Below are 23,346 nucleotides of genomic sequence, written 5' to 3'. Positions count from 1 at the left end.
CGTGCGCGATTTTCTACGCTTCTTGTTAGGGTTACTACTAGCCCTTGGTCTATCTCAAGCTCCTATGATTGCCAACTCCCTCACTTACCCCCCCAGCCCCCAGCACGACCAGGTCGATACTTACCACGGCGTGGCGGTGCCCGACCCCTACCGCTGGCTCGAAGACCCGCAATCGCCCGCCAGCCAGGAGTGGATTGAGGCTCAAAATGCGGTTACCGATGGCTATCTGCAAACGCTATCGAACCGAGGGGAAATTAACGATCGCCTCACCCAGATCTGGAACTACGAGCGCTACAGCACCCCTTTCAAACGGGGCGGGCGATATTTTTACTTCAAGAATGACGGCCTGCAAAACCAGAGCGTGCTCTACACCCTGCCCAGCCTGGAGGCCGAGCCCCGCATGCTGCTCGACCCCAACACCCTGTCGGAGGATGGCACGGTTTCGCTCAGCGGCATGGAGGTGAGTGAAAACGGGGCATACATGGCCTACGGCCTGTCGAGCGCGGGGTCAGACTGGGTCGAGTGGCGCGTGCGCGACATTGAGACTGGCGAAGACACCGACGACCTGCTGAAGTGGGTGAAATTCTCCGGCGCATCGTGGAGCCACGACCACCAGGGCTTTTTTTACAGCCGCTACGACGAGCCAGATGAGGCGAACAAGCTAGAGGCTGTCAACTACTACCAAAAGCTTTACTACCATCGCATCGGCACACCCCAAAATGAGGATGTGTTGGTCTACGATCGCCCTGATCAAAAAGAGTGGGGCTTTGGCGGCGGCGTCACCGAAGACGGGCGCTATTTGATCATCTCGGTGTGGAAGGGGTCTGACCCCAACAACCTGTTGTTTTACAAAGACCTGAGCAATCCAGAAAGCCCTGTAGTAGAACTAATCTCTGAGTTTGAGGCCAACTACAGCTTTGTGGATAACGAGGGGTCACTGTTCTGGTTTACGACCGATCTGGAGGCACCCAAGGGGCGGCTGATTGCGATCGACATTGCCCAGCCAGAGAAGGCGCACTGGCAAGAGATCATTCCCGAAAGCGACAACACATTGGAGGGGGCCGGCATTCTCAACCACCAGTTCGTGGCGGATTATTTAAAGGATGCCTACACCACGATTCGTATTTTCTCGCTCTCTGGGGAGCTGGTGCGGCAGGTAGAGCTGCCGGGAATTGGCTCGGCGGGAGGCTTTGACGGCAAGCGGGAAGATAGCGAAACCTTCTACAGCTTCACCAGCTTTACGGTGCCACCCACGATCTATCGCTACGACATGGTAACGGGGGAAAGCACCCTCTACCGACAGCCCAAGGTCGATTTTGACCCCAGTGCTTACACCACGACCCAGGCGTTTTACACCAGCAAAGACGGCACCCGCGTGCCGATGTTCATCACCCACAAAACCGGGATTGAGCTGAACGGGCAAAACCCGACGCTGCTCTATGGCTACGGGGGCTTTAGCATTTCGCTGACGCCGTCGTTTTCGGTGAGCAACCTGGTGTGGATGGAGATGGGCGGCGTCTATGCGATGCCAAACCTGCGCGGCGGCGGCGAGTACGGCGAAGAGTGGCACTTGGCCGGCACGAAGCTGAATAAGCAGAATGTGTTCGACGACTTTATTGCGGCGGCGGAGTGGTTGATTGCTGAGGGTTATACGTCGGCGGAAAAGCTGGCGATCGCGGGGGGCAGCAACGGCGGTCTGCTGGTAGGGGCCTGCATGACCCAGCGCCCAGATCTCTTTGCGGCGGCGCTACCGGCGGTGGGGGTGATGGATATGTTGCGGTTTAACCAGTTCACCATTGGCTGGGCCTGGGAGTCGGACTATGGCTCGCCTCAGAATGAGGAGGAGTTTAGGGTGCTCTATGCTTATTCGCCGCTGCACAATTTGGAGTCGGGGACAGCCTACCCGGCGACGCTGATTTCTACTGCCGACCACGACGATCGCGTGGTGCCGGCCCACAGCTTTAAGTTTGCGGCGGCGCTGCAAGCAGCCCACGGAGGGGAGGCTCCGGTGCTGATTCGCATTGAGACGAAGGCGGGCCACGGGGCGGGCAAGCCGACGGCGAAGGTGATCGAAGAGGTGTCGGATAAGTGGGCGTTTTTGGCGGCGAATTTGGGGATGGGGTAGGGGTGTCGGGTATTGGGTGTCAGGTGTCGGGTACCTGACACCTGACACCCAATACCTGGTACCTCCTCTACTGCCTAGCCGGGTGGGCCGCTAACAACCGTTGAGCGACCTGGATTCTGGAGGTTTCTCCGATTAGAATGCAGGCTGATAGCAGGTTGAGATCGATTTCGGCTAGGGCTGGGATGCCGCTTCGATCAACAGCTTCGTAGTGACCCCTGGCACTGGGGCTAATCTGACGGTGGTAAACCACTAGGGAGCCGTCTTCCCACATCCAGACTTCATTGACCCCTAGGGCTTGATAGCGCTCTAGCTTGGCGGCATCACCGCTGGTGAAATTAACTTCGACCGAGAGCCTGTAGCCATCTATTTGATACGACTCGTCGGCCTCGGCGGCGGCGATGCCTTCTTTCTCTTGGGTCATGGAGCCGGTGGGCTTAAACTCAATGCCGCGACTGAACAGAAAAGTCTCGATCAAAAAGCCAATCACGCTTTTGAAGAGTTCGTGCGCTTCGCCAGGCATAAGGATTTCGATGGTGCCGTTGTAATAGAAGAGTCTGAGCCCACGGGTGTTTTCAAAGCCTTTTTGCAGGTGCTTAAACTGCTCCCAGGTGCGCCCCGGCTGAATGGTGCGAATGTCGCCGTGGCCGGTTTCAACGCGAATGGGGGAAGGGCTGCTGGCAAGGGTCATAGGTTTAGCAACGTGCTATTGACCATCATAGCGAGAGAGGTTGGGGATACAGTCTGTGATTAGGATTGGTTGGCGAGCGCAACAACCTCCTGCTTGAGGCGATCGCCCATCTCATCTTCGGCGACATCTAGGTCCTAGTCCATCTGCAAGCCCAGCCAAAACCGGGGCGACTACCCAGCGGGCTAAGCGCAGGGCTGTTGTATGTTGGATAGCGCGATCGCAGAATCCAATGTTCTCCGCTTTGGTGTTGAGTTACACTTCGTTTCACTCAGCCTGCACTCTAACAAATGCACAAGTGAGAGTTTGTGGTAAAGATGTTTATAATGGTGCACTGCTGCGCAGATGCACTCTACTAATTACTGCCGTAGACCATGCAACATCGCTACTCATTGCATGGTCATACGTTATGTCAATAGTCCGAATACTTTTCCGAGCAAGCGCTGAAACCCTTGACTTCCGGTTGACCAAGCCGCTGCTGAAGTAGTCTGGAACACGCATTCTACCATTGCCGTCAAAAATTGTCCGGAATGTTGTGATGCAAAAGCGATTCATGGGAAAACTACAATCACCCACTTATATAATTCAGCGTACTTAAAGAACACCTTCGAAAAATATTTCTCAATAAAACTCCTTTTCAAAAGATTTCTTTGCTTTGATTAGCTTGACCGCACAAGTTTAAAGAATGAAATTCTCAACCGAAAAAGAGCTTCAGACCTATGCTGCCAACAAACTAGAAAGGAAAGGAATAAAGTGTCAAACAGAATTCTCTGTTGGCAGCTAAGAAGAAAGGATAGATATCCTAACAGACAAACACATAATCAAGTGAAAGCTGTCGCTTAACAGAAAGAATACATATGAAGCAATAGGGCAATTAAATCATTTAAAAATTGCATCAAGAGAGAAAAAGGGCTGGTTATACTAACTGCCTATATCTCCTCAGTTAGCCTTAAAAAGATAATAGATGATGCGGGAATAAAGCTTTGGATCGCTTCCGACTGCTTTTCAATTTAGGAAAATCAAGTATAAAGTAATTGCCGAAATTATCAAAATGGATCAGACCCATATATGAATAATTATAAAAACATAGATGAGGACGAATTAGAAGATCAGAATGGTTTTGAATACCCTAAACTCAGAATACGATGGACTCTTAGATATGGGGCTTCTAATCTAGGCTTTTCTGGTAGGTTTATTTATAGATGCAGATGGATTTTAAGGCATGAATTTGATGAAGTAGCGATTTATCTAAAATTAGAACAATGTCCGTCTTATATTAGTGAAGAGAAAATGTGGAAGGCGCTTATGGATTTTCATATCATCCAGGAAATTGTCATGAGCAGCGCATCTGACATAGCAAAGAGAAGGTTTGATTCAGGGATTGAAAAGGAGAGAAAATTCATGAGCAGTATGATTGAATATACTATATATGATTTTGCAACCGGGAAGGATTTTTACAGAGAGTTAAATAATGAAGAATCAGATGAACAGCATTGTCCTACTGGTAAAATCACGAAAGAAAAGATCTTTGCGCTTTTTGGGTTAAAGCCGTGGGGAAGACGACTGTAAACGCATAAAGTCAAAATAGAGATTTATTTATTATAGAAATATTGATTGAAAGAGAATAAAATTGTTGGCAGCGACTACGTTTTAGGGTCGAATTCATTAGAGAATCCTTCGATTGAAATTCCTAATCTCCGACATAGCATCTTCGCCTACGAAGTTGTCGACCTTGGCGCAGCCTTTCCCATCTCGCATTGCACATAGGTTCGCAATGGTATTCCACAGCATCGGCTTTGCCGAACCCTGCGCCGGTCACAAACCCCAGCTCGACCCCGCCACCGGCCAACCCATGCGCATTCTCACCAAATGGATACGCCACTGAGCCTCCCTCCGGTTCCGGCTTTAAAGGACAGTTAAACAGGTGGATCACTCATTCTTTTTAGAATATCTATGGCGGATTACCGTAGGCCCATGAGTACAGATCTTCCCCCTACCCCCGACAGTCGCAGCGAGCTAGTGCAGTTCATTCTGCTGGCGCGCGATCGCGGCTCATCCGACGAGTTCATTAGCAAGCTGCTGCGCGACTACGGCTGGCCTACCCGCGAAGTAGAGCGCGCCTTCTTTGAGGTTTACGAAGGGCTTGTGGGCCGCCCATTGCCCACGCCGCGCGGCGGCTCGGGCGAGCTGGCGCGCGATGCCTTCTTTTATTTATTAGCCTTTGTCACCTTGGGCATCTGGATTCAGGCGCTCGGTGAGATGGCCTTTATCTTCATCAACCACCTGATTCCTGACAGTTTGAACAACTACTACGGCGACCCCTCCTGGCGGGTGGCCTTTGCCCTGGCGCGGTTGCTGGTGGCCTACCCCGTATATCTGGGGTTGATGCGGCAGATCAACCGCGACCTGGCGGCCCACCGCGAAAAGCATTTCTCAGAGGTGCGCAAGGTGCTCACCTACCTGACTCTGCTGATCGCGACCATCATTGCCATTAGTGCGGTGATTGCGTTTTTGACCTCGTTTTTGCGGGGTGAGCTGACGCCGCGCTTTTTGCTCAAGGTGCTGGTAGTGCTGGTGCTCGACGGCGGCGTGCTGTGGTACTACTTCGACTGGATTCGGCGCAAGCCTGCCCCTAAGGTTCCAAATTTGGCCCATGAATAAGACGTTTGACAATCAGACTTTTGATCGAGCGTTTGCGGTGGTGGCAACCGTGGCGGTGGGGTTAGCGATCGCAGCGGGCTTTTGGGTGCTAGGCACCCCAGGGCGGCAGCGTGAAATCGCCGCCGATCGCCAGCGCTTGCAAGACGTGGGCACCATTGCCCAGCGGCTCCACGAGCGCTACCTCACCGACAACGACAGCTTTGAGCTGCCCGCCACCCTAGAGGCGAGCGAACTGCGCAACGACCCATTGACCAACCAGCCCTACGAATATGAGCGGCTGAGCGATCGCGAATTTAACCTCTGTGCCACCTTCGATACCGACAGCAGCACTCACCGCCTCACCGCTCAGGAGTCAAACCCCGATGCCGAGCGATGGCAGCACCCTGAAGGGCGGCACTGCTTTGAGTTTGATGTGGCGGAGTATCCGACCCTGGTGTACTGATCGGCTGGCTAATGGCAATTGCATGGGGCGCAAGGCTTGCGCCCCATGCAGCGTTTGTGACTGTAACCAGAGATCGAGGTCTGGGCACAGGTTACGGCTGGGCAAATGCCATTTGCCCCTACGGGTGTGTCAGGCTAACGCCGAGACTTCCTGAATCTCCTGCATCACCGCTTTCGGGTCGGGCAGCGTATCTGGATCGCCTACGTAGATGCCCAGCGATCGGGCCACTTTGACCATGGTGCTGTCGGTTTCGACCGGGCTGGGGCAGATGCCGCGCAGGTGACACTTGCGCACGGTGGCAATCACATCGCTCAGGTCTTTAGAGCGAACGCGGCCCGCTTCCCAGACCACTAAACGGTTGTAGCGGCCTTCAGCGATCAGATCCACGGCTTTGCGGCCAAAGGCTGAGGCCAGCAGGCGATCGCTGGCGGTGGGGATGCCGCTGCGCTGGATGTGGCCTAGCACCATGGCGCGGGTTTCGACGCGATCCATATCGCAGTAGGCGGTGTCGCCGGTTTGGCAAAGGGTGCGACTGCGATCGGCGATCGCCGTGGCCAGAGATTCGCCAATTAGGTGCTTGGGTTTGCCGTCTTCGCCGTGGACGCCCTCGGCCACCACCACCAGGGCAAACTTGCGGCCCCGCTGGCGCAGATCGGCAATGTGCTGACAGATCTGGGTGACCACGAGGGGGCTGAGGTCAGGCACCAGTTCGGGAATGAGAATGACGTCGGCCCCACCCGCAATGCCGCCGTGGAGAGCCAAATGCCCCGCATCGCGACCCATGACCTCGACCACCATGACGCGATCGTGGCTGGCGGCGGTAAAAGTGAGGTCGTAGAGGGCGCTGTTCACCGTCTGCACCGCCGTGTTAAAGCCGATAGATTTTTCGGTAAAGGGCACGTCGTTGTCGATGGTTTTGGGAATGCCGATCAGATTCCAGCCGCCGCGCTGGGCCAGGTCATAGATGATATCGAGGCTGCCGTCGCCGCCGATGGCAATCAGAGCGTCGAGGTTGAGTTTTTCGTAGCCCGCCAAAATTTTGCTGATCTGGTCAGGCCCGTCGAAGCGGCTCTTGCTGAGCGAGCCCAGGATGGTGCCGCTGAGAAATTGCAGCACGTCAAGCCCCTGCAAAATGCCGGGGATGTCGTAGCCGTGGTCGGTGAGCAGCAGGTGCTCAGGGTCGTACTGACCGTCGGCCACCTGCATAAAGCCGTCGGTGCTGTAGGGTATGCCAATGACATCCCACCCGCGCCGGTTGGCGCACTTGACCACCGCTCGAATGACGGCGTTGAGGCCGGGGCAGTCGCCGCCGCTGGTGAGAATGCCAATGCGCTGAATGGATGTCATAGAACGGTATCCGAAAGGCTAATCTCATCAATCCTCAGGCCAATCGAGTCTCTGGAAATGCCGCTCTTCAACAGTCTTAACGCAGAATAGTTTTCTACATACACCGGTCGGTAGACCACTCTTGAGAGCCACGGTCGAGTTGGCAGCGCACCTGCTGGCCGGCCCAGTCAAGTCGCCATTGGTCGCCCTCGGGCACAAACTCTAGGCGATAGCGCGTGCCGTTGACGGAGTCATCAGCGAGGCCAGTTTGGGTGAGCACAACCAAGGCCTGGTCGTCGGTTTGATCGACCAGTTCAACCTCTTCCTCAAAATTGCCTTCGCCGGGTTCGGTGCTGCCAAAGGCGGCAAGGGCGATTTCGGTAGGTTCTTCCCCAACCGCCCCTCCAGGTAGGGGCACTTCGGTGTAGTCGGTGCGATCGCCCACGGCATCACCCTCCGGTGCCTCGATGACGGGGGCTTCGATGGTGGTTTCTCCATCGGTGTCTGGAGTGGTGGCCGTAGGCTGACAGGCGGCCAAGGTGATCAACAATGCACTGACGGTTAGGGCATAAAGCCCAGAGGTTTTAAACATGTTTTTATCTTGGCAAGGGTTGATTAATGTATTCAGAACGAAATACTCAGAATATAAGCCGGTATTAGCTTTGCGCACGCTGTTGTTAACTACCGAAACTTTTAGTCAGCGAAAAATTTTGGTGAGCTGGGATTGAGTATTCACTAGCCACAATCCCAAAAGAGATGATCTTATTGTGAGACCAAATTAATCTAAGTTGGTCTTCTGATGATATTGAGTAGACTTTGCGTAAGGCATTGCGAAATACTGGAAGTGCGATCGCACCTTTCAGCAGCCATTTCAAAAACATGATCTCGCAATGAGACCCATTCGTCTCTTGACTGGTATCAATTAGATTCTCAATAGACTTGGTGTGAGACCATTGCACCTTGGAAAAGTTCCCTCTCGGCCGACTTTATTCAAGAGGATAATTTTTGAGCTAGACCGCTTACCATGGCATGAGTTCAAACCAGTTATTTCATCCAAAGGGGTCTACTTGCCATGGCTTTGCCCTTTGACGCTGCCCCAAGTCAGGTGCGAATTGAGCGATTTTGGCAGCTTCCCGCCAGCTTTGGCATGGAGCGCAATGCGTACCACAACTACTTAAACGAGATCGTCAGCGATCGCTATGCGTTGATCAAGGGTTTGCAACTGCTGCGCGACGAGCTGCAATTTGCTGGGGCTAGCCCCACCGATATTCAAGCCTGCGGGGCCGATATGAACCTGCCCAGCGCGGTGACGACGCTGGCCTACACCAACTGCGGCGATCGCATTCACCAGGGCGAGGCGACGAAGCGCTACCGCGACGTGGTGGCCTCCCGGTTTGCGACCCTGTCGGAGATTGGCGAACTCAAGCTGGAGGCGTTTTTCCCCGCTGGGGGCGGCACCGACAATGGCGCTACCTTGGCCCACGTCACCGTGGCCCACGAGCTGGATGAGAAGCTGAAGCGGCGGGTCTATGAGGGCAATGCCGAGTCAATTTCGCTGGTGGCGATCGACCTCAAAACCCACGTGGGGCGCATTCAAGAAGATGGCAAGCAGGTCTACGGCAAAACCCGCGAATCGCCCTGGCGAGAACCTCGGGCAGCCTGCGGGGCGATCGTGGGGGCATTGACCAACTATCAGTCAGAGAATTTGATTCACCGCCGCATTCGCAACGATTTAGGGGAGCGCAATTTTCAGTTTCTATCTACCCAGGAAATTTTGACCGATGAAGGGGTCGATATCACCATGGCGGTGGCGTCGGCGATCGTAGCAATTCGCGGCATTCGCAACACGGCCCTGGCCCTGGGGCAAGAAATGGATGAGCGCGGCTTGGGCCACTTGACCGCCAGCACGACAGTAAATCGACCTTCTCGGGATGACCTGGTGATCTATCTAGCCCGCGCTACGGTCTTCAACGGCATGGTGCGCATTCAAAGCCTGGGCACCGAAGCCAAACACTACGGGGGCAAGCTAGTAGGGTATGCCGGAGAAAAGCGGCTCCAGCTGCGTTACGACAACTGGGATGTTGAAGACGTGCCGATTGAAGAAATTCCCTATAAGGTGCGGCTGTCAGGGATATAGAGAATAGGTGGCTAATGAGTTCAAAGACATCGGCCCACCCCTCGTCTTATACTGGGACTCTTTTTAATTTAAAGGAGTCCCAGTTCGATTTTGATGAGTCTTGAATTATAGCTATGGTCAAGGTGGTTAGGACATAGACTAAGTAAGGGAGTCTCATGGTGAGGAGTGCAATGGCCAAACCCTACAGCCTTGATTTGCGTCAGAAGGTCATCCACGCCATAGAATTCGATGGGTTGAAGAAGAGTGAAGCCAGTGCGCTGTTTCAGATCAGCCGCAACACCATCGACTTGTGGCTGAAGCGTAAAGCGGCGACGGGTTGCCTTGAGCCAACTGCCAGGGCGGCGTCTCCAGCTCAGGGAAAGATCCAGAACTGGGAGGCATTTCGAGCCTTTGCTGAGCAGCATCGCTCAAAAACCCAGGCCAAGATGGCCGAGCTTTGGACCAGCGATGTCAGCCGACGGACGATCTCACGCGCGCTGAAGAGGATTGGCTTGACGCGAAAAAAAAGACCTACGGTTACGTCCAGCGCGATGAAAGAAAACGGAGCGCGTTTCTAGCCCAAGTCGCTGACCCCCAAGCGCCGCATTGGGTTTACGTCGATGAGTCTGGGATGGATGAGCGTGACGATTATGGCTTTGGCTACTCACCAGCAGGCCAGCGGTGCTACGCCCTGAAATCGGGACGGCGGCAAGGGCGGGTGAACATGATTGCTGGCTACCGAGGACATCAACTGATTGCCCCGTTTACCGTCGAAGGGGCCTGTAACCGGACAGTCTTTGAACTCTGGCTCGAGACCTGCTTGATTCCTGCCCTGCGTCCTGGTGATAGTGTGATTCTCGATAATGCCACCTTTCACCACGGCGGTCGGATTGTTCAGTTGATTGAGGCCGCAGACTGTCAGGTCGTTTACCTTCCACCCTATTCCCCAGACCTCAACCGGATTGAAAAATGCTGGGGTTGGTTGAAGAGCCGGATTCGCAAACACCTCCCCCATGCCGACGGCTTACGTGCCGCTATTGAAGTCGTGCTCAAGCAAGCTGCGTCCTAACCTAGATGACCACAGCTATAGGAATAACCTCTATCCTCGATCAGAGAACAACGGCTGTGGTGCACCAATGAGATCCACTTTGCTCCCGGCCTCGTATTCCTCAAAAGTGAAGACGTCTACCTGGATGGCATCTTTGCGAGCTTCGTCTGCTGTCATCAGCAAATCCCATTCGGGTTGAGTAAGCAGACCCGCCCGGTGGGCCAGGGTTTCTAGGGATTCTGTTGGATGTTTTAGGCCATCAGTAGCTAGCTGCCCGGTGCGGACGGCATCTTTGAGGCGACGGTGAATCGTGTCGGCCTGCTGGCTGAGGGTATGGGCTTGCTCTAGGCGACCCAGGGCTTCGGTGGGGTCAGTGGGCAGATAGATGCCAGCGGTGAGGCGATCGCGCATGCCCCCAGTCGCTTGCAAATCCTTCGCCACCTGATGTCCCAGAGCATCGCTGGGCAGTGTCGCCAGGGGATTTAGCCGCAAGCCCAAACCCATCAACGGTTTGACCAGAGAACCCACGACAGGGAGAGATAGGTTGCCAACAATGCCCTCAAAGGCAGATTGAATTTGAACCAGGCCATACTGAGCCGCCCATTCTACGGTCGCCAGGTCGGCGTCGGGTCGGCCCTCAGCTTCAAACCGGCGCAGTACGGCGCTGGTCAGGTATAGCCAAGAGAGAGCGTCGGCGTAGCGTCCGGTGATATTTTCGTGGCGCTTAAGGCTGCCGCCATAGCGGATGAGGGCGATATCGGTGAGAACGGCGAAGGTGGCCGAAGCCCAAGAAAGTTTGCGGTAATAGGGGGCGGTGGGGCCGTTGACGGGGGCCGTTGCCAGGCGTCCTTGAGTAAGGCCTAGCATTTTGGATCGACCCACGTTGCGAATAAACGCTCCTACATGACTCCACAACAGTCGGTCAAAAGCCACCCAGTCGCTGTCGTAGAGAGCCTGAATTTCGTCGTAGAGGTAGGGGTGGCAGCGGATGACGCCCTGACCAAAGATCATCAGCGTGCGCGTGAGAATGTTGGCCCCCTCGACAGTGACGGCAATAGGGATGGCGGTGTAGACGTTAGCAAGCAGGTTGCGCGGCCCCCGACAGATGCCGGAACCGCCGAGGATATCCATGCCGTCGTTGACGATGGCGCGGGCTAGCTCGGTGCTTTGGTATTTTGCGATCGCGCTCACTACTGCCGGCTGCGCCCCACTATCCACCGCGCCACAGGTGTAGAGGCGAGCGGCATCGACCACATAGGTCAATCCAGCAATGCGGGCGAGGGGTTCTTCGACCCCCTCAAATCGACCAATGGGCAGGCCAAACTGCTGGCGCACTACACTGTGGGCACTGGCCACGCGCGCCACCAGCTTGGCCACCCCCGTGCAAGTGGCGGGAAAGCTAATGCCTCGCCCCGCCGCCAGCGTCTGCATCAGCATCTTCCAGCCCTGGCCGGCCTGGGCAACGCCGCCAATGATCTGGTCAATGGGCAGCACCACATCGTGACCCTCAATTGGAGAATTAAAGAAGGGTACGCCCATGGGGTCGTGGCGATGGTCAATGACCACGCCAGGGGTTTCCCTTGGCACCAGGGCGCAGGTGATGCCAACGTCATGCCCTAGGCCCAGCAGGTTGTCAGGGTCGTAGAGGCGGAAGGCAAGGCCGATCAGCGTGGCGATCGCCCCCAGCGTGATATACCGCTTCTTCCAATTCAGCCGCAGATACAGCTGGCCGTCTTCTGCTTTAAATACTTCACCACAAGAGGTAAGGCTGGCGGCGTCAGACCCGGCCAGGGGCTCGGTTAGAGCAAAGCAGGGAATTTCTTCGCCAATGGCCAGGCGCGGCAGGTAGCGGGCTTTTTGCTCGGGGGTGCCATAGCGCAGCAGCAGTTTGGCCGGGCCGAGGGAGTTGGTTACCCCCACCGTGGCCACATGGGTAAAGGAGCGGGAGGCCAGCTTCACCATCACAGCGCTGTAGGCCAGATTCGAGAAGCCCAGGCCGCCAAACTCCTGGGGAATCATCATGCCAAAGAACTTTTCGTGCTTGAGAAACTTCCACACCGCCGGGGGCAGGTCTTTGCGCTGATAGATTTCCCAGTCGGTGGCCAGCTGACAAACCCGTTCCACCGGCCCATCGAGAAAGGCTTGCACGTCGGGCGGCACCTGGGGATAGGGCTCGTTGAGCAGCCGCTGCCAGTCGGGTTGCCCGGAGAAGAATTCTCCCTCAACCCAGACCTGGCCTGCCTCGATCGCAACCCGCTCGGTGTCGGAGATTTTGGGCAGCTGTTTGCGAGCGACTTTGCCAAAGGGAGCGGAAATTAGGCGACGGCGGAGGGGGGGGATGAGGAAGGTGAGGAGAATGAGGGAGATGGGGAAGATAAGGGAGATGGAGAGGGTGGAGAGGTAGTGGAGCATGGTGGGCCTTTGGGTAGCGGAGAGATTGGGAAGGGGAATTATTAATGGGAGAAATGAGATGGTGGGGAGATGAAGGATTTGGGGGAGTTGGAGAAAGGTAGAAAGTTAGTCAGAAGTCATGAGGATTTGGTGATTTATCAGATGGCGTTTGGGGCGGCGATGGAGATTTTTCAGCTGACTGAAGCTTTTCCGGTGGAGGAACGGTATTCGCTAACGGATCAGGTGCGGCGGTCGTCGCGATCGGTATGTGCCAACATGGCGGAAGCTTGGCGAAAGCGGCGGTATCAAGCTGCCTTTATTGCAAAACTGAGCGATTGTGAAGCAGAGGCCGCTGAAACCCAGGTTTGGCTAAAATTTGCCGTCAAATGTAACTACCTGGAACGAGACCAAGCCAAAGACCTCTACTCAACCTACAACTAAGTCCTCAGCGGCCTAGTCCACCTGATCAAAAACCTCAAAACCTGGCTCCTCTAACCTCCCCCATCTCCCCTACCCTCCCCACCTTCCCTATCTCCATCACTCCTCAACGCATCAAATTCTCAAACACCCCCGCTGCACCCATTCCCCCCCCGACGCACATAGTCACCAGCCCATAGCGAGTGCCGCGTCGCTGCATTTCGTGGAGGAGGGTGGCGGTGAGTTTAGCCCCAGAGCAGCCGAGGGGGTGACCGAGGGCGATCGCGCCACCGTTGACGTTGACGATCTCTTCGTTGAGGCCCAGTTCGCGAATGACGGCGAGGGATTGGGCAGCGAAGGCTTCGTTAAGCTCGATCAGGCCGATGTCGTCGAGGGTGAGGCCGACCTGCTTCAGCACTTTGGGGATGGCGGCTATGGGGCCAATGCCCATGATCTCGGGGGGCACCCCGGCGACGGCGAAGCCGAGCAGGCGGCCCAGGGGTTGCAGACCGAGTTCGTGGAGAGTGTTTTCGCCCATAACGACGGTGGCGGCAGCTCCGTCAGACATTTGGGAGGATGTCCCGGCGGTGACGGTGCCGTTGGCTTTAAAGACAGGTTTGAGCTGGGCGAGAGCCTCTAGGCTGGTGTCGGCGCGGGGGCCTTCGTCGGTGTCGAAGGTTAGCTGTTGGGCGTGGGGCTGACCGTCGAGGTAGTCAGTGGTGCGCACGGTGATGGGGACGATCTCGGCTTTGAACCGACCGGATGCCTGGGCGGCGAGGGCTTTTTGGTGCGATCGCAGCCCAAAGGCATCTTGGTCGGTGCGGGAAACCTGGAAGCGATCGGCCACGTTCTCAGCCGTCAGGCCCATGGGAATGTAGGCGGCGGGCATGTCGGCAAACAGCTCAGTACTGGGGGAAAACTGGTGCCCGCCCATGGGGATGATGCTCATGGACTCGACCCCGCCCGCCACAATCACATTGGCTTGGCCCCAAGCAATAGCTTGGGTGGCCATGGCAATAGATTGCAACCCCGAGGCGCACAGACGATTGACGGTGCTACCGGAAACCGAGTCGGGCAAACCCGCTCGCAAAGCAATGAGCCGACCCAGGTTATACCCTTGCTCGGCCTCGGGCATGGCGCAGCCCATGATCACATCGTCGATGTGGTCAGAGACAAGGGCGGGGATGTGGGCGATCGCACCCCTTAAAGCCGCAGCCCCCAAATCGTCGGGGCGGGTGTGGCGGAGGGTGCCTCGGGGCGCTTTGCCCACGGCGGTGCGGACGGTGCTGACGATATAGGCGTTGGTGTTCATGGCGGAAGTTAGGGGAGAGTTTTTAGTTTTGAATGTTGAGTTTCGAATTGAAGATGTAGCGAGGGTTAGACGGGCAGGGAATGAGGTTGATAACAGCTCACTAGAGCCCATGGACAAGGGAGTGTAACGAAGAAGATTGAGGAGTTTTGAGTTGTAAATTGGGGGAAATTCAAAACTCAAAACTTAAAACTCAAAACTTTTATTAGTTTCTCAGGGGTTTCTTCGTCTTCAACATGTGCAGCAGGCGTTCTTTGGTCTTGGGTTCGTCGATTAGCGGCAGGAAATTGTCGCGTTCAAGGTTCAGCAGATAGGTCTCATCCACGGCGGCGGGGACGGTGAGGTCCCCGCCGGTGAGGACGTAGGCGAGGCGGTTGGCGAGGCTGCGATCGTAGTCGCTGATGTAGCTACCGGCATGCATAACGTAGGCCATGTGTTCGAGCATGGCGCGGGCGGGTTGGCCGAGGACGGGGATGGGCTGGCGGGGTGGGGGCGCATAGCCCATGCGGTGCAGGCAGAGCACTTCTTGTTTGGCGGCGTAGAGGCGGCGATCGCTGTTCATCACAATCTGCGTGGTGGCGGGCAAGAAGCCTAGCTCGATGCCTTCGTGGGCGCTGTTGGAAACCTGGGCCATGCCGACGGTGCGAAACACCTGCTTCAGCCAGGGCAGAATGTCGGCGGGTTCATCGGAGATGGCGCGCTGACCGGCCCAGCGGGCAAGACGCATGAGGCCGCCCCCAGCGGGAATCAGCCCGACGCCGAGTTCCACCAGGCCGATGTAGGTTTCGGCGTCGGCGACCACGTAGGGGCAGGCCATGGCGAGTTCGCAGCCGCCCCCCAGCGCCCGCCCTTGAATGGCCGCAACCACGGGTTTGGGGAAGTAGTAGATGCGCTGCACCAGCGTTTGGACATCGTGGAGCAGCTTGGCAATGGTGCGATGGTTGCGGTTGAGGGGGTTGAGGTTTTCCCACTGGGCGATTTTGCCCACCTCGGCCAAGTTAATGCCGACGCAGAAGTTGGGGCCTTCGTTGCCAATCACCATGCCGTGGTAGTTGTCGTGGGCGGCCAGCCAGTCGAGGGCGGCACCGAGACCCTCGACCACTTTGGTGCTGAGGGTGTTGGCCTTAGAGCGAAACTCGAACAGCGCAACCCCGTCTCCGGCATCGAGCAGGGCGGCTTCGCTGTTGTGCCAAAGAAGTAGGCGATCCTTGAGGTCAGCTATATGGAGTTCACTGGTAGGAACTTCTAGGGATACGTAGCGCTCGCCGGGCACATATACAGTGGGGGCGGTCATTGCAGGGTCGGCACTGTAAAAGCCCGTTGCGCCACCTGCTTGCATTTGTTTGAGCCACGGGGGTAGGGTCAGCTTAGCCTCGGTCATGTCTTGAATGACCCGGTCGAAACCCAGGGCATCCCAGATGGCGAAGGGGCCAATTTCCCAGCCAAAGCCCCAGGCCATGGCGCGATCGATGTCTGCCGGGCTGTCGGCAATTTCGGGAATGCGGTTGGCGCTGTAGGCCAGGGTTTCGAGCATGGTCTGGCGAAAAAAATCTCCGGCCCGCCCATGATCTCTATATAAATGCCGCAGCCGTTCGGGTAAATCGTGTTTCTTCAGCCCGTCTAAATTCCCCAGGTTGACGGGGCGGGGCGAATCGTAGCCAAAGGTTTTAGGGTTCAGCGAGCGAATCTCGCCCCCTACTTTCTTGTAAAAGCCCTGGCCTGACTTGGCCCCCAGGGTGCCAGTGGCCACCAGCTTGCGCATCAGCTCGGGGGGCTGAAACAGCTCGCGCCGCTCGTCTTGGGGAATGGCGGGATAAAGGTTGTCGGCGACGTAGAGCAGCGTGTCGAGCCCCACCAGATCTGCAGTGCGGAAGGTGGCCGATTTGGGCCGTCCCACCAGGGTGCCGGTGAGGGTGTCGATCTCTTCGATGGTGTAGTCACCCCGAATGAACGATCGCAGACCCAGCATCGACACAAAGACGCCAATGCGGTTGGCGATGAAGTTGGGGGTGTCTTTGGCGACGACGATGCCTTTGCCTAGCCTGTCTCGGCCAAACGCGGCCACCCGCTCAACCACGGCGGGGTCGGTGTCAGTGGTGGGGATGAGTTCTAGCAGTTTCAGATAGCGGGGCGGGTTAAAGAAGTGGGTGCCCAAAAACCGCTTTCTGAAGGATTTCGATCGCCCCTCGGCCACCTGGTGAATCAGCAGCCCGCTGGTGTTGGTAGAAATCACCGCGTCTGGGCCAACGGTGCGCTCAACCCGTGCAAACAACTCCTGCTTGACGGTGAGATTTTCGACCACCGCTTCAATCACCCAGTCCACCGTAGACAGGCGATCGAAATGTTCTTCATAGTTGCCTAGAATGACGCGCTTCACCGCTTGCTGACTGTAGAAAATCGGCGGCGACTGTTTACAGGCTTTTTTGAAGGCTCCTTCTACCAGGTCGTTTTTGCTGCCTTTTTGAGAGGGCAGTTCTAACAGGTGAACTGTGAGCCCGGTATTGGCCAGGTGAGCCGCAATCTGGGTACCCATGACCCCGGCTCCGAGGACAGCGGCGGTTTGGAAGGGTGTTTGCATGGCTGGCTCCTTGATTTGGCGTAGTTGGAGTGGAGTAGGGGAGTGATGGGCTAGGGAAGGTGAGGGAGGTGAGGAAGGTGGGGGAGTGATGGCTTGTTAGCCCATTACTTGATCTCTCGATCGCCGCCTAGTAGCGCATTAGCGATCGCGCATACACCGGACAAGCCTCCCCGCCTTCCGCATCCCCCTCATCTCCCCCATCCCCCCTAACACCTCCCTCCCCATACAGCCGCTCCACCACCTCGTCTAGCCCCTCGCTTTGATCCACTAGGGCAAATTTGCGCACGGTGGACCAGTAGGGGAAATGGCAGTTAGCGGTGTCGATCAGGCTTTGGTAGAGGGCGGTGATGCGGGGATGGTGCCACCAGTCGGGTTGGGTGAGGTCAAGGTCCCAAGGCTCGACTTGGTGACGCAGGGCGTCTAGGTCAGGAACGATCACCATGGCGCAGAACTTGTGGTTGGCACCGACGGTGATGGCCTTAGCCACCAGGGGGGAGGCCATTAATTCTTGCTCTAGAGGCCGGGGGGAGACATATTTGCCGGTGCAGAGTTTGAATAAGGCTTTTTTCACCCCGGTAATGGTGAGAAAGCCGTCGGCATCGAGGGTGCCGAAGTCGCCGGTGTGTAGCCAGCCATCAGAGGTGAGGGCGGCGGCAGTGGCAGCAGAGTCGTGGTAGTAGCCCTGCATGAGAAAGGGCGCACGCACCAGAACTTCTTGGTCGGCGGCAAGGGCAATTTCAACGCCGGGAATGGGGAGGCCGACGGTGCCGGCGCGGTTATGGCCGGCGCGAGTGTAGGTGAGCACGCCGCTGGTTTCGGTGAGGCCGTAGCCTTGATAGACGGGCACCCCCGCCGCCGAGAAAAATTTAACGAGATTGCCAGACAGGGCGGCACCGCCACAAATACAGGCTTTGAGCCGGCCACCAAACACCTCGCGCCATTTGACAAACACGAGCCGTTCGGCCAGCTGCATTTGCAGACGGTAGAGCTTTTGGGGTGGTTGAGCCGGGTCGAACCGAGCCGTGAGCTTGATAGCCCATTGCAGCACCCGCCGGTCGAAATGGCTGAGGTGGTTAACCTGGTCGAGAATGCGTTCATGCACTTTCTCTAATAACCGAGGCACGGTAATTAAAAAGGTGGGCTTGACTCGACGCAGGTGCTTGATCAGGTGGTTGGGGTCAGAGAAATAAATGCTGTGGCCCCAGGCCAAGTGGCCATACAAAAACACGCGGGCAAAGATGTGGTTGAGGGGCAAAAACAGCAGGGCCACTTCGTTGGGGCCGGTCTGGAGGTTGGGATAGCTAGAAAACGAAGCCAGCACGTTGGCCGCGATCGCCTCATGGCTGAGCATCACCCCTTTGGGGCGCTTGGTTTCACTGGCGATGTAAATGATGGTGGCCAGATCGGCGGACGCGATCGCCTCTCCTAAAGTCTGAACGGCCTCAGCTGACCACCGCTGTCGTCCCCACTCACGCACCTCGGCTAACGCACACACCCGCAGCGCCTGGGGCACCGACGGACACGGCTGCTGCGTAGGGGTTTCACAGAGTAGGTGGGGAAGTTGTAAACAGGTTTCAGGGGCTGGTGTCGGCAGCGCTGCGTCCGAGACTGACTCACTGCCTCCGGGTTGCTCAGCCTGCCAACCGTCGGGCACCTCAGCCACAATCACGGTTTTTAGGGTGAGCACTTCCCACAGGTAGGGGCGAATTTGGTCGAGCAGGGCGGGGTTAGAGACCACTAGCAGCGGCGCTTCGACCTCTTGCAAAATTAGCAGAATGTTTTCGATTGTCTGGGTGAGGTCAATGGGGACGTTAACAAACCCGGCTAGCAGGGTGCCGAGGTCGGCGATCGCAAACCCCACATCGCTATGCATCATCAGGGCGACGCGATCGCCCCGATGCAACCCAAAGGTCTCCAACCCCAAAGCAAATTCTTCCACTGCCCGACGAAAGGTTTCAGTAGACAAGGATTGCCAGCTTCCCTTACGCCATTGGTTGAGGGCGCGATCGTTTGCAATGGCTAAGCCATCCGCACCATCGAGCAAAGACGGCAGGGTGCGGTGGAGGATAGTGGGACTGGGACACGCACTTCCTGTAGGAATACTTGTTTCGAGTTGGCTCCCGTTTTTGGAATGCCACAAGCTATACGCTTCGCGAAGCGCGAGATTGAAGAGAGTTGGGGTAGTCATAGCGGCTGGGAAGTGAGGGGATAAGACCTAAAGCGGTGACCCGTTCGCGTTTGTATGATCTAGGTAGTTGAACCGGGGATAGAGCAACTGCCAAACGTTTTCCTTCGCCAGCAAACGACGGAGGAATTAGAAAAATGGACAAATTGACGGCAACCTACCTCAAGTAAGTTAACCACCGGTTTATTGGCCTTGAAGCGGAGGCAATGACTAAAGGCTCAGGCCTGATGTGTTAGGGCATTAATCCCTTAGCCTATTACCTGATGATCTAAAGATGACAATCAAAACTTAGGTGCCGTACACCTTATCAATCATTTCAGTCTTGGTTTTAGTCGATTGCTGACAGCATTTGATTGAAACTGGTGCAGCGGCTTCCATTTTCTGATTGCCTTCAACTGCTTAACCGCTGGCTCAAGGGAGCCAGATTTTATTGGAGGTTGTCACAAAAAAGCCCATCAGCTCCTTTGAAGACATTCGTTGTTTCATTAATTATAGCTTTCCGATTTTTGCCCCACCCATAATTGAAATCTATCGCAAATAACTTTTGTGAAGGATTGGGTTAGTAGGCACTCCAGCCAGGCGTAAACGCTCAGGCCATGGATTAAGCGCATTGCTAAACCCTTGGGGATCACAGGAAAAGGACAGAAAAGTTCAACTTTCTATAGTACTTCCTCAGTCTCTAAGCTCTGCGATGGGTAGAAATAACCATCTCAAATGGACATTCCCAAAGAGTCGACAACGAGGGAGAATGTTTAAATAACTCGAAAACTGTGTAGGGCATTACTAGCTACAAAAAACCCCACTGTCATCAGCGGGGTAGGTAGGTCGTTGTTGCTTAGGAGGAAAGTCGTTGGGTGGTCTACCGGGCGTAGGAAACACCGCGATAGGTGAGTTGCATAGGTAGGGGACTCCTGAGTGATGCCTGATTTGTCTCAATGAATTCATAGTCTCCTGAATTCCCAATTCGAGGAGTGATAGCGGTATTAGTCGATCGGTGATAGTTCTAGCCCTAGAACGTGAGCAACGCCTCCCTCCAAGATGATGCAGATCACAATTTCAGGCTGGCCAGCCGAATAGAGCCGCCCCGTATCGGTGAAACAGCTCTATAGAACAAACAGCAGAGGTCGACGGACACTAGCCACCGAGAGGGGCTTAGCTGGTGCAGGCTAAGAAAAGGTACACAACCCCGATCGCATCCGTCGCGTCTTAGATAAAGAAACAATCAACAGCCCGGAATTCTACTAGGGGTTGATGATTAGGACGGTAAGGACCGCCTTGCGAGACGGTCTTCCAGAGCAGTGATCAACAAGGGCAAGCAGTCTGATGAGACAACTCCAACTTGGTAGTGTTTGGGTTTTGGTGCTGGTGAGCCTAACTCAACCGGCGATCGCCCAGTCTGAGCGATATCCAACCGCAACAGAGCTTCAGCAGCTAGCCCAGGAACTGAGGCGAAAGATTCCAAGCCTCCAAGCCAGCGGTTTTTACAGCGATCGCCGCACCTTTGAAGAGTGGCAGGAAAGAGCGGCTTACGCAGCAGCTTGGGCTGACGTTGACCCTGCAATCGCCCCATTTTTGGGCGAATGGATTGCCATCGAAGAATCCCTCTACATCTACCCAGCTACTGCCAGAGGAGGGGTCTGCGTCGTTGACATATACCAAGATAAGAGCAAGCTTTACACTGGCCAGGTGAGAGACGGCAAACTATACACTGACCAAAGCCAGGTCTTCTTTTTAGACAACAACTTTTTGGGCAACGTATCCGTCTATGAAAATCAGCCCAGTCTTTATGAATATGCTCATCCTCGACCGCTGCCCGATTCATCAGAAGAACTAAGGCAATATTATCCTGAGACTGCGGCTGCTTTTGAGGCATCGGGCTGTCTTGTGGGCCTGCCTCAGTAGCTCTGCAGTTTCAAATTGTTTCCTCCCAGCGCTACACAATTCGCTGGGAGGAAACCCCTGCGCTAAACCTAGATGTCAGAGCCGCTTGCGGGTTCTGCGCCCATGCCGAGGGCAGCGTCGCGCAAAAAGGTAATTTGCTCCTCAAAGCCCATCGTCTCTAGGGCAGCCAACAGATCTTGCCCTTGGTCAGAAAGCTCATAGCCCTCAGGCATCGGGATAATATCACCACTATCCATCCCCTGAGCCAAGTAATACCAAAAAGCGAGTTTTGTATTGGCGCTCAAAGAACCATACTCTCGGCCAATTTGACTAGAGGCGTCACATTTTGCGATCGCCCGCATGATGTCAAGCTGCTCTTGCTGATCTACCTCTTTGACCTGGTTATAAAGACCACCAGCAATCTCTGAGGATGCAGCGCCAGGGGCAGCAGTCGTGATGCTATCCCCCATCTGCTCATAGACAAACCACAGCAGTGCCAGTTGTGCATCTGTATCTAAGCTTTTAAAGACGTTCAGAGCTTGGTTAGGGTCGTTAGCGGTTGTGTAAGCAGTCATAAAAAATCCTTTTGTTGCAGCTTATAGAGGTGGCCCCAGAAAGCACGATTCAGCGATAAAGCCTGTACTCTAAGCCACCACCTGCAACTTAACGGAGGATTTAACCCGCTTCCTCTTGCTAGAGCGATAGACGAAGCTATGCCAGTGGATGGGTAAAGGTCAATCATGGTGCTTTCGACCGTCTGCCGCTGCCGCGATCGTCTGTATCGCCCGCGTTGCGTGACCTAGCAGAGGGCTGAGCAGTCCTCCAAAATCAGATGGGAAAGATTTTGCACTTCTGCGTTGCATCTCAACCCAAAATCGCCGCGTTTCCAGACACGTTCTACCCTTTGGTTCTATTCGATCGCTGAAAGATTTCTTAACTTGAAGAGGCCCATAGCTAAATCAGGAGGAATATTTTATGGTCAGTGATACTTCAGTAGGTGTTAAACAGGTTCGCGATCGCTCTTTGTGGACCGGCGTTGTTCTAACAATTTTGGGTGTGGTTGCGATCGCATTACCCATTGTTTCAACCCTTTTTGTTGAGACCTGGGTAGCTCTAATTTTGGCTTCCGCCGGGGCAGCTAAACTGGTTTATGCCTATCAAACCCGCGATAAAGGTGGCACCCTTTGGAAAGCGCTGCTCGGCATTCTTTACATTGCCACAGGTGTCATGCTGTTTGTTAATCCGCGCACTGGGGTGCTCACGTTAACCCTTTTGCTCGGTAGCTTTTTGCTCACCGAGGGCGTGTTTGAGCTTATTCTGGCCTTTCGACTGCGGCCTCAGCAAAACTGGACCTGGGCTTTAGGCAATGGCATCATCACCCTAATTTTAGGGGCCATGATCTGGTTTCAGTTTCCCTTCAATGCTCCCTGGCTGCTGGGCACTTTAGTCGGTGCCAGCATTCTCTTTACCGGCATTTCTCGCATCGGACTATCTCTCAAAACCCGCGAAATCCTAGAGCGCGAGTCTGAGACAGCAGCGTCTGCTTAAGCACAGTCATCAGCTATGCCAAGTTATAACCACCTCTTTGTAGACACTCAGAGGTGGTTTTCAGCGTTCTACCTCTATAACAAGAGAACGGTAGCTTAGCGCAAAGGTAGAGCGGAATTTGGTTAGGATTTTCATTGCAAGCCATTGCCCCAAGTCGTTTAACTATCTATGGACGTTGACCTTCAAACATACCTATACGACATCCAATAGGCTTAACAGCTTATTCAAAACTTTGTCACCGACAAACTTTTGATAGCTATCGAACTAACTTGCTAATTATCTCTGCTGTAGAGCGCCAGTTCATCACCGTTGGTGAAGCCTTAAATCTGGTTATTAAGCGATCGCCCGAGCTAGAAGCTCAAATCTCTGATGCCCGTAAAATTGTATAGCGATCCGTATAAGGGTTCGGTCAGGCAAAATGACAGGATATCGAGAGGAGTATTGTGATGCCAGCTCCCTACAGCCTTGACCTGCGCCAGAAAGCGATTGCCGCGATTGAATCAGGCCAATCCAAAGTCGTTGTCAGTCAACTGCTGGGCATTGCCCGTAGCACCCTTACGGAATGGCACAACCAGTATCGCGGCAATGGGGAGGTTGCCCCGAAGCAAGGTTACCAGCAGGGCCATAGCCACAA

At 55.2% G+C, this 23,346-nt stretch carries 18 protein-coding genes; 10 read left to right on the top strand and 8 right to left on the bottom strand.

Annotated features, from left to right (window positions below):
- The first annotated feature begins 64 nt into the window (after nucleotides 1-64).
- On the top strand, nucleotides 65-2,125 hold the full coding sequence (locus H6F57_RS00805; protein WP_190625428.1) for a prolyl oligopeptidase family serine peptidase: 2,061 nt from the start codon (nucleotides 65-67) through the stop codon (nucleotides 2,123-2,125).
- 67 nt (nucleotides 2,126-2,192) lie between these two features.
- On the opposite strand, the gene H6F57_RS00800 is transcribed toward H6F57_RS00805, so the two are convergent.
- Entirely contained in the window at nucleotides 2,193-2,813 is a 621-nt protein-coding gene (locus H6F57_RS00800; protein WP_199289561.1) for a Uma2 family endonuclease, read from the bottom strand.
- Between the two features lie 1,065 nt (nucleotides 2,814-3,878).
- On the opposite strand from H6F57_RS00800, the gene H6F57_RS00795 reads away from it, so the two are divergent.
- The 3 genes from H6F57_RS00795 (at nucleotide 3,879) to H6F57_RS00785 (ending at nucleotide 5,913) form a co-directional block, all read left to right on the top strand.
- Nucleotides 3,879-4,379: a hypothetical protein gene (locus H6F57_RS00795; RefSeq protein WP_190625427.1), complete on the top strand. Its 501-nt coding sequence runs from the start codon at nucleotides 3,879-3,881 to the stop codon at nucleotides 4,377-4,379.
- Between the two features lie 405 nt (nucleotides 4,380-4,784).
- Nucleotides 4,785-5,471 (top strand): DUF5671 domain-containing protein, encoded by a 687-nt coding sequence (locus H6F57_RS00790; protein WP_190625426.1) that lies wholly within the window; start codon nucleotides 4,785-4,787, stop codon nucleotides 5,469-5,471.
- A complete protein-coding gene (locus H6F57_RS00785; RefSeq protein ID WP_190625425.1) occupies nucleotides 5,464-5,913 on the top strand; it encodes a hypothetical protein in 450 nt (149 codons plus the stop codon). The genes H6F57_RS00790 and H6F57_RS00785 overlap by 8 nt, the downstream gene beginning before the upstream one ends.
- A 129-nt stretch (nucleotides 5,914-6,042) precedes the next feature.
- Here H6F57_RS00785 and H6F57_RS00780 read toward each other — a convergent pair whose 3' ends face one another.
- Together H6F57_RS00780 and H6F57_RS00775 are read right to left on the bottom strand one after the other, a co-directional pair.
- Entirely contained in the window at nucleotides 6,043-7,260 is a 1,218-nt protein-coding gene (locus H6F57_RS00780) for an ATP-dependent 6-phosphofructokinase (protein WP_190625424.1), read from the bottom strand.
- A 94-nt stretch (nucleotides 7,261-7,354) separates the two neighbouring features.
- The gene (locus tag H6F57_RS00775) at nucleotides 7,355-7,831 is read right to left on the bottom strand and encodes a hypothetical protein (RefSeq protein WP_190625423.1); all 477 of its coding nucleotides are present in this window, start codon (nucleotides 7,829-7,831) and stop codon (nucleotides 7,355-7,357) included.
- A 480-nt stretch (nucleotides 7,832-8,311) separates the two neighbouring features.
- On the opposite strand from H6F57_RS00775, the gene H6F57_RS00770 reads away from it, so the two are divergent.
- Together H6F57_RS00770 and H6F57_RS00765 are read left to right on the top strand one after the other, a co-directional pair.
- Nucleotides 8,312-9,376 (top strand): hypothetical protein, encoded by a 1,065-nt coding sequence (locus H6F57_RS00770; RefSeq protein WP_190625422.1) that lies wholly within the window; start codon nucleotides 8,312-8,314, stop codon nucleotides 9,374-9,376.
- A gap of 170 nt (nucleotides 9,377-9,546) precedes the next feature.
- Nucleotides 9,547-10,424 (top strand): IS630 family transposase gene (locus tag H6F57_RS00765; RefSeq protein ID WP_199294659.1). Its coding sequence is split into 2 segments (ribosomal slippage): nucleotides 9,547-9,876 and nucleotides 9,879-10,424, totalling 876 coding nucleotides; the frame shifts between segments, so codons are not numbered across the junction.
- Between the two features lie 30 nt (nucleotides 10,425-10,454).
- Here the strand turns inward: H6F57_RS00765 and H6F57_RS00760 are convergent.
- Nucleotides 10,455-12,815 (bottom strand): acyl-CoA dehydrogenase, encoded by a 2,361-nt coding sequence (locus tag H6F57_RS00760; protein WP_190625421.1) that lies wholly within the window; start codon nucleotides 12,813-12,815, stop codon nucleotides 10,455-10,457.
- A gap of 69 nt (nucleotides 12,816-12,884) precedes the next feature.
- On the opposite strand from H6F57_RS00760, the gene H6F57_RS00755 reads away from it, so the two are divergent.
- Nucleotides 12,885-13,235, top strand: coding sequence for a four helix bundle protein (locus H6F57_RS00755; RefSeq protein ID WP_190625420.1), 351 nt, complete (start codon nucleotides 12,885-12,887; stop codon nucleotides 13,233-13,235).
- A 103-nt stretch (nucleotides 13,236-13,338) separates the two neighbouring features.
- Here the strand turns inward: H6F57_RS00755 and H6F57_RS00750 are convergent, their stop codons facing one another.
- The 3 genes from H6F57_RS00750 to H6F57_RS00740 form a co-directional block, all read right to left on the bottom strand.
- The gene (locus tag H6F57_RS00750) at nucleotides 13,339-14,523 is read right to left on the bottom strand and encodes an acetyl-CoA C-acyltransferase (RefSeq protein ID WP_190625419.1); all 1,185 of its coding nucleotides are present in this window, start codon (nucleotides 14,521-14,523) and stop codon (nucleotides 13,339-13,341) included.
- A gap of 202 nt (nucleotides 14,524-14,725) precedes the next feature.
- Complete coding sequence (locus H6F57_RS00745; RefSeq protein ID WP_190625418.1) at nucleotides 14,726-17,098, bottom strand: 3-hydroxyacyl-CoA dehydrogenase/enoyl-CoA hydratase family protein; 2,373 nt, start codon at nucleotides 17,096-17,098, stop codon at nucleotides 14,726-14,728.
- A gap of 127 nt (nucleotides 17,099-17,225) precedes the next feature.
- Entirely contained in the window at nucleotides 17,226-19,286 is a 2,061-nt protein-coding gene (locus H6F57_RS00740) for an AMP-binding protein (protein WP_199289560.1), read from the bottom strand.
- A gap of 1,320 nt (nucleotides 19,287-20,606) precedes the next feature.
- Between H6F57_RS00740 and H6F57_RS00735 the strand changes: the two genes are divergently transcribed.
- Complete coding sequence (locus H6F57_RS00735) at nucleotides 20,607-21,185, top strand: hypothetical protein (RefSeq protein WP_190625417.1); 579 nt, start codon at nucleotides 20,607-20,609, stop codon at nucleotides 21,183-21,185.
- Between the two features lie 68 nt (nucleotides 21,186-21,253).
- On the opposite strand, the gene H6F57_RS00730 is transcribed toward H6F57_RS00735, so the two are convergent.
- Entirely contained in the window at nucleotides 21,254-21,739 is a 486-nt protein-coding gene (locus H6F57_RS00730) for an orange carotenoid protein N-terminal domain-containing protein (RefSeq protein WP_190625416.1), read from the bottom strand.
- 400 nt (nucleotides 21,740-22,139) lie between these two features.
- Here H6F57_RS00730 and H6F57_RS00725 point away from each other — a divergent pair, with 400 nt between their 5' ends.
- Nucleotides 22,140-22,712, top strand: coding sequence for a DUF308 domain-containing protein (locus H6F57_RS00725; protein WP_190625415.1), 573 nt, complete (start codon nucleotides 22,140-22,142; stop codon nucleotides 22,710-22,712).
- A 446-nt stretch (nucleotides 22,713-23,158) separates the two neighbouring features.
- Nucleotides 23,159-23,346 (top strand): IS630 transposase-related protein (locus H6F57_RS00720; protein ID WP_190625414.1); only part of this gene is annotated, 188 nt, incomplete at its 3' end.

The organism is Leptolyngbya sp. FACHB-60, from assembly GCF_014695775.1.
GTDB lineage: Bacteria > Cyanobacteriota > Cyanobacteriia > Phormidesmidales > Phormidesmidaceae > Nodosilinea.
Note: the sequence above shows the minus strand (reverse complement) of the source record. Positions and strands in the feature narration are given on the sequence as shown.